Source organism: Thioalkalivibrio sp. ALE30 (genome assembly GCF_000377465.1).
Taxonomy (GTDB): Bacteria; Pseudomonadota; Gammaproteobacteria; order Ectothiorhodospirales; family Ectothiorhodospiraceae; genus Thioalkalivibrio.
Genome location: NZ_KB898174.1, coordinates 135,208 through 147,078, shown reverse-complemented (window position 1 = coordinate 147,078; position 11,871 = coordinate 135,208). Strand labels below are relative to the sequence as shown.

Annotated in this window: 18 protein-coding genes; 6 read left to right on the top strand and 12 right to left on the bottom strand. The window is 63.5% G+C overall.

Annotated elements, in window-relative coordinates; genetic code table 11:
• Window positions 1-2 precede the first annotated feature (2 nt).
• The 3 genes from D107_RS0110985 to D107_RS0110975 are packed head-to-tail and all read right to left on the bottom strand — an operon-like array spanning window position 3 to window position 2,684.
• Window positions 3-1,301 carry a pilus assembly PilX N-terminal domain-containing protein gene (locus D107_RS0110985; RefSeq protein ID WP_018881462.1) on the bottom strand — a complete coding sequence of 433 codons (1,299 nt, stop codon included), beginning with the start codon at window positions 1,299-1,301 and terminating at the stop codon, window positions 3-5.
• A gap of 22 nt (window positions 1,302-1,323) precedes the next feature.
• Complete coding sequence (locus tag D107_RS0110980) at window positions 1,324-2,139, bottom strand: prepilin-type N-terminal cleavage/methylation domain-containing protein (protein ID WP_018881461.1); 816 nt, start codon at window positions 2,137-2,139, stop codon at window positions 1,324-1,326.
• Window positions 2,133-2,684, bottom strand: a complete 552-nt coding sequence (locus tag D107_RS0110975) for a GspH/FimT family pseudopilin (protein WP_018881460.1) — start codon at window positions 2,682-2,684, stop codon at window positions 2,133-2,135. The genes D107_RS0110980 and D107_RS0110975 overlap by 7 nt, the downstream gene beginning before the upstream one ends.
• Before the next feature lie 190 nt (window positions 2,685-2,874).
• Between D107_RS0110975 and D107_RS0110970 the strand changes: the two genes are divergently transcribed.
• A complete protein-coding gene (locus D107_RS0110970) occupies window positions 2,875-3,279 on the top strand; it encodes a type IV pilin protein (RefSeq protein ID WP_018881459.1) in 405 nt (134 codons plus the stop codon).
• 90 nt (window positions 3,280-3,369) lie between these two features.
• On the opposite strand, the gene D107_RS0110965 is transcribed toward D107_RS0110970, so the two are convergent.
• Window positions 3,370-3,933: a GspH/FimT family pseudopilin gene (locus D107_RS0110965; RefSeq protein ID WP_018881458.1), complete on the bottom strand. Its 564-nt coding sequence runs from the start codon at window positions 3,931-3,933 to the stop codon at window positions 3,370-3,372.
• Between the two features lie 254 nt (window positions 3,934-4,187).
• Between D107_RS0110965 and D107_RS0110960 the strand changes: the two genes are divergently transcribed.
• Window positions 4,188-5,054: an SUMF1/EgtB/PvdO family nonheme iron enzyme gene (locus tag D107_RS0110960; protein WP_018881457.1), complete on the top strand. Its 867-nt coding sequence runs from the start codon at window positions 4,188-4,190 to the stop codon at window positions 5,052-5,054.
• A 306-nt stretch (window positions 5,055-5,360) separates the two neighbouring features.
• Here D107_RS0110960 and D107_RS0110955 read toward each other — a convergent pair whose 3' ends face one another.
• The 6 genes from D107_RS0110955 to D107_RS0110930 all read right to left on the bottom strand — a co-directional run bounded on the left by D107_RS0110955 (window position 5,361) and on the right by D107_RS0110930 (window position 7,893).
• The gene (locus D107_RS0110955) at window positions 5,361-5,741 is read right to left on the bottom strand and encodes a type II toxin-antitoxin system VapC family toxin (RefSeq protein ID WP_018881456.1); all 381 of its coding nucleotides are present in this window, start codon (window positions 5,739-5,741) and stop codon (window positions 5,361-5,363) included.
• Window positions 5,741-5,986 (bottom strand): type II toxin-antitoxin system Phd/YefM family antitoxin, encoded by a 246-nt coding sequence (locus D107_RS0110950; protein WP_018878759.1) that lies wholly within the window; start codon window positions 5,984-5,986, stop codon window positions 5,741-5,743. The genes D107_RS0110955 and D107_RS0110950 overlap by 1 nt, the downstream gene beginning before the upstream one ends.
• Window positions 5,987-6,189: 203 nt before the next feature.
• Window positions 6,190-6,444: a Txe/YoeB family addiction module toxin gene (locus tag D107_RS0110945; protein WP_018865520.1), complete on the bottom strand. Its 255-nt coding sequence runs from the start codon at window positions 6,442-6,444 to the stop codon at window positions 6,190-6,192.
• On the bottom strand, window positions 6,441-6,692 hold the full coding sequence (locus D107_RS0110940; RefSeq protein WP_018141477.1) for a type II toxin-antitoxin system Phd/YefM family antitoxin: 252 nt from the start codon (window positions 6,690-6,692) through the stop codon (window positions 6,441-6,443). Before D107_RS0110940 ends, D107_RS0110945 begins: the two co-directional genes overlap by 4 nt.
• A gap of 233 nt (window positions 6,693-6,925) precedes the next feature.
• On the bottom strand, window positions 6,926-7,465 hold the full coding sequence (locus D107_RS0110935; protein ID WP_018878756.1) for a protein disulfide oxidoreductase: 540 nt from the start codon (window positions 7,463-7,465) through the stop codon (window positions 6,926-6,928).
• Window positions 7,462-7,893: a hypothetical protein gene (locus D107_RS0110930; RefSeq protein ID WP_018865523.1), complete on the bottom strand. Its 432-nt coding sequence runs from the start codon at window positions 7,891-7,893 to the stop codon at window positions 7,462-7,464. Before D107_RS0110930 ends, D107_RS0110935 begins: the two co-directional genes overlap by 4 nt.
• Window positions 7,894-8,029: 136 nt before the next feature.
• Between D107_RS0110930 and nadA the strand changes: the two genes are divergently transcribed.
• From nadA to D107_RS0110915, 3 genes are all read left to right on the top strand, one after another.
• Window positions 8,030-9,112, top strand: a complete 1,083-nt coding sequence (gene nadA / locus D107_RS0110925) for a quinolinate synthase NadA (RefSeq protein ID WP_018876556.1) — start codon at window positions 8,030-8,032, stop codon at window positions 9,110-9,112.
• 154 nt (window positions 9,113-9,266) lie between these two features.
• Window positions 9,267-9,491, top strand: coding sequence for a DUF433 domain-containing protein (locus D107_RS0110920; RefSeq protein WP_018865525.1), 225 nt, complete (start codon window positions 9,267-9,269; stop codon window positions 9,489-9,491).
• On the top strand, window positions 9,492-9,824 hold the full coding sequence (locus D107_RS0110915; protein WP_018865526.1) for a DUF5615 family PIN-like protein: 333 nt from the start codon (window positions 9,492-9,494) through the stop codon (window positions 9,822-9,824). It begins immediately after the preceding gene.
• A 58-nt stretch (window positions 9,825-9,882) separates the two neighbouring features.
• On the opposite strand, the gene D107_RS0110910 is transcribed toward D107_RS0110915, so the two are convergent.
• Window positions 9,883-10,089, bottom strand: a complete 207-nt coding sequence (locus tag D107_RS0110910) for a hypothetical protein (RefSeq protein ID WP_018865527.1) — start codon at window positions 10,087-10,089, stop codon at window positions 9,883-9,885.
• A gap of 356 nt (window positions 10,090-10,445) precedes the next feature.
• On the opposite strand from D107_RS0110910, the gene D107_RS0110905 reads away from it, so the two are divergent.
• Entirely contained in the window at window positions 10,446-10,799 is a 354-nt protein-coding gene (locus D107_RS0110905) for a hypothetical protein (RefSeq protein WP_026280803.1), read from the top strand.
• A gap of 421 nt (window positions 10,800-11,220) precedes the next feature.
• On the opposite strand, the gene D107_RS0110900 is transcribed toward D107_RS0110905, so the two are convergent.
• A complete protein-coding gene (locus D107_RS0110900) occupies window positions 11,221-11,751 on the bottom strand; it encodes a hypothetical protein (protein ID WP_018865529.1) in 531 nt (176 codons plus the stop codon).
• Between the last annotated feature and the right edge of the window lie 120 nt (window positions 11,752-11,871).

Here is an 11,871-nt window from a genome sequence, read left to right as displayed (position 1 = left end):
TTTTAGTCAACGCCATGGGTCCAGTCTCGCCAGCTTCCGGAAACCAGGGAACGGGCCCCGACGCTGCCCGCGCCACCGGCAGCGATCGGATCAAAATAGAAGAAGGGTGTTCCGGATACCTCTGCGTCGTCAGGCACATCCGTACGCCCCTGGACAATGGCGGCACCAAAGAACCGGGGGTTGCCTCGCGCGATAAGGTCGCCTGTTATGTAGAGAATGCCGTGAAAATCTTGGAAGTTGCCACGTGTTGTGAGGTCGCCTTCCACGATCAACAGTACGGGGTTTTCGCGGCTTCCAAGTGTTCCAGTCAGTTCGGCGTCCCCTTCGATCCAGATGGTCTGTCCCCATTCGCTTGCATCAAATTCGAATCGGTCGCCGTTGGATGCGAGCACATTCTCGACTTGGTTTTCCTTGTATGACCCCATGCTGGAGCCCATAAAGGATTCGAAAAACTCATCCCCGGTGACGCCAAAGTTGTCGTCTCGGTCGATGACGTCAAGGCCCAGAAGGTCGCCGCGCGACTCCTGGATATAAGTCCCGTCCCCGTCGAGAGGAACTGGGTCTGGATTAGCCGGGTCCGTGGAAGGGCGAGTTTCGCCCTCGCGCAGGAGGAAGCTGTTGCCCGTGCCGCCGCCACTGATATTGATCTCGCCGCCGGAACGGATGGTGGTGTCCGTGTATGCGTTGTAAACCGCCGCTGTGCCGGCGATGGCAAGGCCTCCTCGCGTCACGAGGGGGTTGTCAGGTGGGTTGGCGATCGATGGGCCTGCCTGGACGCCGACCAGGATCGCTTTTCGTCCGGATCGGTCGTCGCTCCAGCCGCAGGAAAGGGCCACGGCATTCCGGATATTCGTTTCTTCATCGGTGCTCGTGAGCAGCAAAGGATCGCCGGAGGCAGCAGTCAGGTTGGCCACTGCTTGAGCGAAATCGTCGGGAGTGTTGCCGCAGATCGCATCCGCGGTGCCGAAGGCTTCACTTGCAGCCGCAGGTGCAAGAAAGGCTGCCCGGGCTGCGTATCGGTCCGTGTCCAGAGCGAGGAATGGATCTCCGTCGTTTTCCCAGCCGGGGGGGCGATTATTTTCCGCAGCGTATGCCAGTGCTGCTTCCAGTCCGGCTTGCGCCGCATTATTGGTTTGCTTCATGCGCAATTCGTTGGCCGACATTCGCTGTTCGAGAATGGCGGTTTGCGAAGCGAAAATGATTACCAGGGTGATGGCGACCAGGATGACCACCGTGATTAACAGGGTCGCAAGGCCCTTTTGGTGGCCTTTGCGCGGTAGCCTGGAAAAATACGATGTCATGCAGTTGCTCCGTTGTAGCGGGTCAGTCGTCGCTACCATTGAAGATTCGCGCGTTGCGCACGCCGACGGTCAGGCTGGTGTCGTGGTCGTTGCCGGCGATGAACGATACCCTTGTATCGGGCGCAGCGGCGTGTTGCGCTTCCAGCTGGATGGTTACGCGTCGGTTCTCGAAATAAAAATCCTCGTCGCCGCCGTTGTTGGGGCAAAGTCCGGCTGTTTCACTGGTGTTCCCGTCAGCGTCCAGGTGCAGACAGGATGACCGGTCAAGCGAGAAGTCGAGGCGGGTGACGTTGGTCGTTGCCGGGTCTGTCAGGGTTTCCCAGCCGTCATTCTCGTCACATGATCCGGTTGACTCGATCTGACCGGTCAGCATCTGAATGGAGTTCCCTGCCAGCCGATAGCCGAACACGTATTGTTCGTCGATCTCGTCCAGGGCTTGTAGGGGGTCCTCGATGGTGTAGCCGTAGGTCGGGTCGTAGCTGAGCAGGATGCAGTTCTCATCTTCGTGGATGGCCAAGTTCAGGTCAGGGCCCATGAAGGGGTTTCTCGGAAGCGCATCGGTTTCTTCGTCGAATTCAATGCGGTCGGGATGCGAATAGCCCGCGCGGCGGATGTCGTTCGCCATTAGGTCCAGCGCGATGCGAGTTTCCTGCGTAAGCCGGGCTTCCTGGGTAACGAAGGTCGCGCCCCGTATGGCCGTGATGTACAGGGCGATGACTGCGGCAATCACGATCGTTCCGACTACGATTCCGATCATCAGCTCAACTAGCGTGAACCCCCGCGCCCCGCTGTGGCGGCGCGCAGGAGTCGGCGTTTTATGGATTGCTCTGTTCAGCATTCGCTATACGCCCCCATGGCACGGTTGGTTCCACAGGCACGAGGGCGTCCGATTGGATTGATCTGTACCTGCATTTCGAAGTTGCTGGGCGCTGATGTGAACACGATATCGGAGCGGTCGCCCTGCACAGTGCCGCGTACGTGATTGAAGGTGATGGTCTGTTCGCCCGTCATCGAGATGTTGCGGAAATCATCCGAACTGGTCGTACGCAGTACTGCATCCTCATCGCCTGCCATCACGATGGTGCATGCGTTCGCGGCGGCCGCGTCCTCGACCGTGCAATCGCAGGCGGGTGTGCTTGTTATGCCGTGACACCACGCGTCGCCGTCCACTTGGCTCACGAAGCGGATATCGCGCCCTTGCTTGATAGCCTCGCTGCGGGCCGTCTGAATCTGGTCGAGGGCGCTCTCGGCGGCGCCAATTACGCGCCGCTGCTCGGCCAGGTTGAAGGCGGGAGTGGCCAGCGTGACCAGGATTACCAGTACGGCAATGGTGATCATGAGCTCGATCAGGGTGAAGCCGAAGGGTTTTTGCGGTGCGGCCATGCGCGGTCCCCGGGCAGGAGAATGAAGGGTCTCGGTTCCCATTATACGGTTTGGGGTATCTTGGGCATGCCGCCTGGCTACCGCTCGGAGTGCGAAAGCGTCCACTCGGAGTATTGGCAGGACTTGTCGGAAAACGATTGTGGTGGAATCGAATTTGGCGAAAATAGAAGTCTTCTAGGGAGATCGAGCGATGAAGGCATCAAAGACGAAGGCGCTGGGGTTCACCTTGATCGAGCTGATGATCGTGGTCGCGGTGGTGGCGATCCTGGCGGCCATCGCATATCCGTCATACCAGAACTACATCCTCAAGTCGCAACGTGCCGACGCGCACGATTCCCTGCTCCGCATCCAGCTAGAGCAGGAACGTTGGCGGGCTAATAATCCGGCCTATACGAACGATCTGTCGGGCGATCTGGGCCTGTCAGGGGAATCCGCCGATGGCCATTACGATCTGGACATCACGACTGTTTCCGGGTCCGGGTTTACCGCCGAGGCCGAGGCCAAGGGACGGCAGGCCAGCGACACGGGCTGTACGACGATTACCCTGCAGGTGACGGGTGGATCGTCGAACCGTGCGCCGGCGGATTGCTGGTAGCGCAAGTTTTGGGTGCGCGGGGGGGGGCTTGAGCGATTGGGGGCGGGCTGGCACCCGGTCGGCGAAGGGGCTGGTCGCCTGCGGGTGGTGTTAGCAACTGACCGGTTCGCTGCGCGGCCGACCGATGCTGCTCACGATGACGCGCCGGCCTTCCTGAGCGTTGCCGCAGACGGTAAAGCTGCCCATCTGAAGTGCGCCGTTGGTGCGCTGGGTGGTCCCCCTGGCTACGTAGGACACGTAGTCCCGGACCGGGTTGTTCCCAGTAATTGAAAGCATGTCCTGCAATTCTGCACCCTCGTAACCAATGAGCAGGTCTTCGTCGGAGCGCTCGCCGGAGTGTGTCGGGTCGGCGAACCAGATCCAGCCGTATGCCCAGTTGCCGTCCGCGCGGCAGGTCTCGCCGTCGCTGGAGGGACACAGAGTGACGCGCTGGTTGCGCTTGAGGGCCTCGCTGCGTGCCAGGTGCATGGCGTTGAGCAGGCTGTTGGTGGCGCCGATGATTCGCTGACGCTCGAGCATTTCGCTGAACGCGGGGGCCGCGAGCGTGGCCAGAATGGCGAGCACACCCAGAGCGACCATCAGCTCGATGGCTGTAATTCCCTTGCAATTCCGCATCGTCGTCTCCTCCCTGAGATCGCGTGCAGGCGTGAGCATAGACGAGCACGGCGGGCGGGGCCATCCGCCAACCCGGGTGACGCTGGAACGTTACCGGTGGCAGGTTGCCTACAAGTCAAAGGTCCCGACAGGCATGGTGGCTATGGTTCTGTTTGGACGCCGTGCATTCGACGGGAGATTGCTTCACTTCGCTCGCAATGACGGGGTGGAGAGGGCAATGACGGGGGTAGGGCTGGCAGAGACGGGATGTAGCGTCTGCTGCGAAATCGAAGGTCTTGGAGGTGAGTGGGCCCATGGTGAAGGACGTGCAGCGGATGGATCAGGCGGATCTGCTGGATCTGCAGCAGCAGGCGGCGCGTGCGGCAAGGCTGGACGTCACGTTTCGCGACGAGGCCCGTTCCGGGGCGCCGACGCCGGAGCTGCAGGTGATCCCGCCCGGCGAGTTCGAGATGGGTTCGGATGTCTCGGAGTACGGCCATCAGCCGCACGAGGGGCCGCGCCGCTACGTGGCGCTGGAGCGGCCCTTCGCTCTGGGGCGCTACGCGATTACGCGCGAGGAGTGGGAGGCGTTCCAGGCGGCGACGGGCTGGGAGCCCTGGGAGTGGCTGGTGTGGCCGAGTACGCCGCGCATGCCGATCTTCAATATCAAGCCGGATAGCATCCAGCAGTATCTGGACTGGCTGAGCGAGGAGACGGGCAAGCGTTATCGCCTGCCGACCGAGGCGGAGTGGGAATACGCCTGCCGGGCCGGTACTCGCACGCCGTTTGCCTTTGGCGAAGTGGTGGGGTGTCGCGATGTGCACTTCAATTCGCTGTTCCCGTACGAAGAGCGACGCCAGCGGCGCAAGTGGTACATCCCGGCGTGTTTCCCGCTGTCGCGGCCGCTGGATGTGGGCAGCTTTCAGCCCAACCTCTGGGGGCTGTACGACATGCACGGCAATGTGCAGGAGTTTACCTCCACGCCATGGCACGACAGCCACGCGAACTGCCCCCGCGACGGTGTCTATCGCGCCGACCCGGACAACGAGTGGGTGGTCACCAAGGGCGGTTCCTGGTTCGATGCCGCCGTGAATACCCGCAGCGCCGCCCGGCGCCGCCGCAACATCGACGAGATGGATACCAACCTGGGCTTCCGCGTCCTGCGCGAACTGGACGTTTGAGCCGGCCCCGGGGCGGCAGTAGCGTCGGGATGAACCACAGAGGATACGGAGGGCGCGGAGAAAACCCAGGGCGGGTCTCGTAGGGGGCGTCTCGCTGCATGGATCGGATTCGCGGGCGGCTGTCGTTCCCCCTCGGACCCGTACACTTGTCGCTCTCCACGCCCGGCGAAATATCGGCGGTTTTCTCCGTGCCCTCCGTGTCCTCTGTGGTGAACAATCACAGGCCGGGCACCCTTACCGAGTTTTCGTAGGAGCGATGCGTTTCGCTTCGCTCAACGGCATCCTACGGTCGGAGTAAAGGGGCCGCTATTCGGGTCGGAACAGGTGGATCTCCAGGCCCTCGATGTGCCGATAGTGCCGATGGTTGGCCGTGACGATTGGCAAGCCCAGCTGTGTGGCGGTCGCCGCAATCAGCGCATCGGCCATCTGCATGTTGTGGCTGAGGGCGTAGGTCTCGACAAGGAAGGTTGCGCGGTTCGAGATGGCTTCGCTTACCGGTTGGATGCGGGCATCCCAGTACTGGACGGCTTGGCGCAGCGCGCGGAATTCGGACTGGTCGCGCAGCCCCTGGACGAGTTCCATGTAGGTGACTGCGGACACTGTGAATCCCGGCGAGCTGTCGAGCCATTCGCTGGCTCGCTGATTCCCGCGCAGATTCCAGATCAGGACATCCGTGTCCACTAGCATTACTTGAAGTTCCTGGGTTGCCGGATCCGGCGGATGTGTTCGTCGACCGGGTCGGTTTGGTCGCGCCAGAGCCCGAACAGCGGGTTATGTGCGGAGCGCGCCTGGGTCGCTTCACTGCGAGCCCGGTAGGGGACAAGTCGGGCGCGCAACTGGCCCCGGTAGGTGATCTCGATCTCCTCCCCTCGGTCCACGGCGGCAAGCAACTCGCGGCTGTGCAGGCGCATGTCCTTGGTGGTAGCTTCCATGACGGCCCCCGTTGGTTACACTTTGAAGTGTAACTAAAGTGCGTTGGTGGTCAAGAAGCTGGGTTGCCGGCCACGATCATTTTGATGTGTTTCGCTGCGCTCAGCCGCATCCTACGAGGGGTTTCTTGAGCGTAGGGTGCACTGAGCGGAGCGAACTGCACCGTTCGCTTGGTCGCGAACGTTGGCGCATCCGATGCTTCCGGTCAGTAGTGGTAGCGGAGCTGCGCGATCAGCAGGGTTCCGTCGTCCACCTTGTATACGATGCGGTGTTCGCTATCGATCCGGCGGGACCAGTAGCCGGCAAGGTTGTGCTTGAGGGGTTCGGGCTTCCCGATGCCCGTAAACGGGTCGCGCTGGATGGCCTTGATGAGCTCGTTCACGCGGCGAAGGGTTTTCTTGTCGTGTCGTTGCCAGTAGAGATAGTCCTCCCAGGCAAGTTCAGCAAAGAGTAGCCTCACTCCTCCAGGCTCCGTTCCTTGCCTCCCCCTTGTTCCAGTTCGGCGACCGAGGCAAGCAGGCGCCGAGCATTCTCTGGTGCCCGAAGCAGGTAGGCCGTTTCCTGTAGCGCCTCAAAGTCTTCCAGTGACATCATGACCACGGAGGGGGCTTTGTTGCGGGTGATGATAATCGTGGAATGGTCTTCGCAGACCTGTTCCATCGTCTTGGCCAGATTGCTCCGCGCTGCGGTGTAGCTAATGGCGTCCATGGAGTACCCCTTGGGTCCGGATCTGTACATGTACGGGATAATGTACGATTCGGCGTGAGCCATAGCAAGCGAACGGACCATCGTTGATGGACGCTTATGGGAGCTGCTCGGTACCAGCCGGGGGCGCACGTTGGGGGGTAATGCGTGTCGCTCCGTTCAACCGCATCCTACGGTTGGATTGCGGCGCGTAGGATGCACTGAGCGCAGCGAACTGCACCGTTTGCTGGAGGCTGTTACAGCCAGCGGGCGAGCCAGAGGCGCAGGCGGAGTTCGAACGGGGGGGCGTAGCCCTGCTTGCGGAAGACGATGTCGCCGTCGGGGTTGATGATGAACGTGGCCGGCACGCCGCGGACGTTGTACTGCGCGGCCAGGGTGCCTTGGGGATCGTTGACGACGGCCAGCTCGCGTTCGCGTTCGTTCAGGTGGTCCAGGACCTCCTCGGGCGTGCCGGACTGCATGGCCACCGTGAGTACCGGGTGGCTCTGCGACAGGCGCACGATCTCGCCCTCCTCCAGGCGGCAGATCGGGCACCAGGTGGCCCAGAAGTGCAGCAGCATGGGCTCGTCCGCGTAGTCGGCGAGCGTCACTGGCGTGCCATCCAGTAGCTGGGCCTCGAACTCGGGTGCAGGGCCCTCGACCATGTCGCGCGCCATCCAGGCGCGTACGGCCAGGAAGATCACCAGCGCCAGGCCGATCTGAATACCCCAGGACAGCGCGCGTCGGCGTCCGGAGGGCTTCGGGCGTTTCGGCTTCTCGGGCTTGGTCTCGGTCAACGGATCATCTCGGCTTGTCCGGGGCGGGCGCGGGTGCCACGTTTTTTCGGGCCCTTGCGCACCGCGATGCGTACCAGTTCGTCCTCGTCGTCCATCAGGCGTTCCCGCTGGGCCTCGGTGAGCAGCGGGTTACGCGCGACGAAGTAGCGCAGGTTGGGGTCGCGGTCGTTCACGCAGGCCTCGACCTGGTCCGGGGTCAGGTCCGGGCGTTTGGCGCAGTTCAGGCGTACGGTCTGGTTGGGGTCGGCCAGTAGCAGCGCGACTTCCTCCGGTGTCAGGTCCATACGCCGGGAGAAGTAGGCCTTCACCTGGGCGTGCTGGTCGCGGACCAGCAACGGTCGCCAGCGCTCCTCAAGCGCTCCGGAGAGGGCCAGGTCCATGCGCTCTTCGAATGACAGCGCCTTGTATTGGCGGGTGAGCTCGTCCATCGGGCGGGCATTATAGGCGCGCTGCTTGGGTTGCGCGGGCACGCCCCCACAATTTGCAGGAACGACAGCACGCCGGGGCCTGTCGTACCATAAGCAGACGATAATCTTCTCCGACTGCTTCGGAGAGCGAGGGATCATGAACGCACCCGTAGCCGACAAGCCGCTTTACCACGTGCCGAGCACGGCCCACGTGACGGCTTCGCTGCACGCGTTGACCGATGCCCAACGCGACGAGCTGGTGCGCCGCATCAAGCGCCTGCTGATCGAACGCAACGCGGTGCTGGTGGCCCATTACTACGTGGACGAGTCGCTGCAGCGCCTGGCGGACGAGACCGGCGGCTGCGTGGCCGACTCCCTGGAGATGGCACGCTTCGGCAAGGAGCACCCGGCCGAGACGCTGGTGGTGGCCGGGGTGCGCTTCATGGGCGAGACGGCCAAGATCCTGAGCCCGGAGAAGCGCGTGCTGATGCCGACACTGGAGGCCGAGTGCTCGCTGGATCTCGGCTGTCCGGCGGACGAGTTCGCGAAGTTCCGCGCCCAGTATCCGGACCACACGGTGGTGGTGTACTCCAACACCTCGGTGGACGTGAAGGCGCAGGCCGACTACGTCGTCACCTCCAGCATTGCCGTGCCGCTGGTCGAGCACCTGCGCGATCAGGGCAAGAAGGTGCTGTGGGCCCCGGACAAGCACCTGGGCGACTACATCCGCCGCACCACCGGTGCCGACATGGTGCTGTGGGACGGCTCCTGCGTGGTCCACGACGAGTTCCGCTCCTGGGCCTTGGAGGACCTGCGCGGCCGCCACCCCGGTGCCGCGGTGCTGGTGCATCCGGAATCCCCGCGCGAGGTGATCCATCAGGCCGATGTGGTCGGCTCCACCAGCCAGCTGATCGCGGCGGTGAAGAACCGCCCGGAACAGGAGTTCATCGTCGCCACCGACAAGGGCATCTTCTACAAGATGCAGCAGGCGGCCCCGGGCAAGACCCTGATCGAGGCCCCCACCGGCGGCCATAGCGCCACCTGCACCAGTTGCGCCCACTGCCCGTGGATGGCCATGAACGACCTGGTCTCGCTGGCCGAGACGCTGGAAGACACCGCCGAACCCGCGAAGAATGAGATCTTCGTCGACGAGACCGCGCGCCAGAAGGCCCTGGTGGCCACGCAGCGCATGCTCGACTTCGCCGCCGAACACCGCAAGGCTACCGAAGGCGACGCCTGACGAGGTGTCTTGTAGGAGCCTGCTTGCAGGCGAAGCCCCTGCCCGCGCCCGACTCTGGCGAACATGATATGCGCGGACCCGTTTGCTCCAGCATTGGTCCGATAACGATACACTTCGTCGATACATTCTCTGGTCGTCTGCGCAGGAGGCCATCATGAGCGAGTTGCAACGCATCACCTTTGATCCGGAAATCTGCGGTGGACGCCCTTGCATCCGCGGCACCCGGATGCGAGTGCGGGATGTCCTTGACCTTCTGGCGGCAGGGGCCTCGCGGGAGGAAATTCTGGAGGACTACCCCTACCTGACGGGCGAAGACATTACCGAGGCGTTGCGGTTTGCCGCGCGTCAAACGGATCACCCTGTTCTTCACGTCGCCTGAATGCGCTTCCTGGTCGACGCTCAGCTGCCGCCGGCCCTTGCGCGTTGGCTCGTTGACCAGGGTGTTGCGGCCGAGCATGTTGCGGATGTCGGACTTCTTGAGGCTTCCGATAAAGAAATCTGGGCGGAAGCTCTCCGAACGGGGGCCGTCATCGTGACCAAGGATGAGGATTTCGCCGTGTGGCGCTCCGCGGACTCGGGGGCCTATCCAGCCGTCGTCTGGCTTCGAATCGGAAATACCCGGAAAGCGGCCTTGCTCGAATGGTTCAAGCCGCTTCTACCTCGCGTGCTCCGGGCGCTGGAGAACGGCGAATCGCTGATTGAAGTCGACTGAGCGAGCGGCCCCTCGCTGAGCGAGTCCTGACACCACGTCTACTCAGGTGGAGTTGAAGTTAGCGGTCGTTCAGCCAGGCGGCCCACTGGGAGTGGGTGGAGACGTCCACGCCGTCGGCCTTCGCCGCCTGTTGCAGGTGGGTCTGCAGGTCGGCCATCAGTTCGGAATCCATCAGATCGGGCTCCAGGGTGAGCTGCGCATGCAGCGTGCTGTAGACGAGCTTGAGTTCATTTACCGGGTACTGCGACCAGTCGAGGTGGGCCATGGCGTCCGTTCTCCGTTTCGATCATTTGGGTTATAGCCTGAGGGTGGCCTGCGGTGCCATTCAAAAGCACTTGCCAGGGAAACGTTGATTAATGTACACGCTCGCGTTGGCACCCCAGGTTTTCCGAGACAAGGCGCGGTGTGCAGCCGGTAGTGGTTCTACCGGCAAGGGCCGCAACGCAGGATCGGGGAACCTGGGGTGCCAACCCCGAAGGGGCTCGGCCTCTTTTGCGTGGGAACGGCGTTGCGGTTCCCTTGTGCAGAATGACTGCACGGCAGTCACCGCGCCTTGTTCGCACGCAAAAGCGACTCGAGCGCGAGCGTGTACATTGATCAATGTTTCCCCGGGGTGCGGAGATGTTTAAGCGCCGTGCACGTCTGCTGGTGGCGTCGGAACGCCCGGACGGGCGTGCCGCGCGCGTGGCGGAGTTGGCCGCGGCGGCCGAGTTCGAGGACTGGATCGAGGTGCGTCCGGCGCGCGCGATGGCCGCGCTGACGGACGATGACCTGGCCTGGGCCGATTTGCTGGTGGCGGTCGACACCGCCGCCGCCCGCGCCATGCCCGAACATCGGCCCGCGACCTGCCGCCCGAAATACTGGCGCTTGCCCGCCGAGACCGGCGCGGAGCTGGATCTACAGGCCCTGGAGGCCTTGCGTTGCATGGTTGGCGGGATGCGTATGCTGGCGCGGGTGGATGCCGAAGACGCCTGAGGGGCATGTCGGCGCGTCCCGTCCAGTGTTCTTCAAGACGCGAGGCATTGCCTTGCGAATCCCGAGTCATCCCGGCCGCAGCAAAGCGGAGAGCCGGGATCTGCGGTGGTTACTTTGACCGGGCGTGTCAGATCCCGGATAACCGCTGCGCGGTTTCCGGGATGACGTCGAGAGGGGTGATCGGGGATACCCGGGCGTGATCGCGAGGGGCGCGCCCGGGTTGGTTCCGACCGATCGCCACGGCGCTGCGCGTCTCGCGATGACGATGCTTCTCGCAGTTCGCGTCATGGCGAGGCTCCGTCAGGGGCCGTGGCCATCTGCGGACGCAACCGCTGAGGGTTGCCTGGCTCGGCGTCGGGGCTGTCCACGCGGCTCGCTGCTGCACGTCACGCGATGACGGGTCAGTTTTCCCTGTGGCCTCCTAGTCGGGGGTGTAGGGCGTCGGTGCGCGAGCGTGCAGCTGGGCCAGGTGGTCTTCGTAGAGGGTCCAGATGCGCGGCGCGATGGCGCCGCGTGTACCGGGGTAGGTGAGGCGGTCGGGGTTGAAGCTGATCAGGCGTTCGATCTCGGTGCAGCGCAGTTCGTCGTTGATCACGTTGAAGATCAGGATCTGCGTGCCCTGGTCGGCGATGGGCAACAGGGCGCCGATGATGCCGGTGTCGTTCAATCCGGGCTCGCCGCGGGCGTCGCCGAGCTCGGCTGGGGGGCGCACCAGCGTCCCCAGCAGTTCCTGGTAGGCCTGATCACAGGCGTAGCAGATCTCGGGCGCGCGCAGCCCCTGCACCCGGGCGCAGGCCTGTTGCACGGTAGTGTCGGGCAGGGCCATGCGCTCCGGTGGAATCGGGATGCGGTTCGATTCGCCATTCGGCAGCAGGCGCGGTACCGCCTCCTGACAGGACGGGCATCGCCAGGTGGCGATGCGGGGGCCGTCGATTACGTTGCTGGGAGGCATCTGGCGACCCTCATCCGGGGGTTCGGGGCGGCATGCGGCGCGCGGTAGCGAACGCCTGGGTTGCTGGCTGATGAGGGCGGGGCCATTCGCGGGCAGGCTCGCTACCACAGGGGCGGGCCC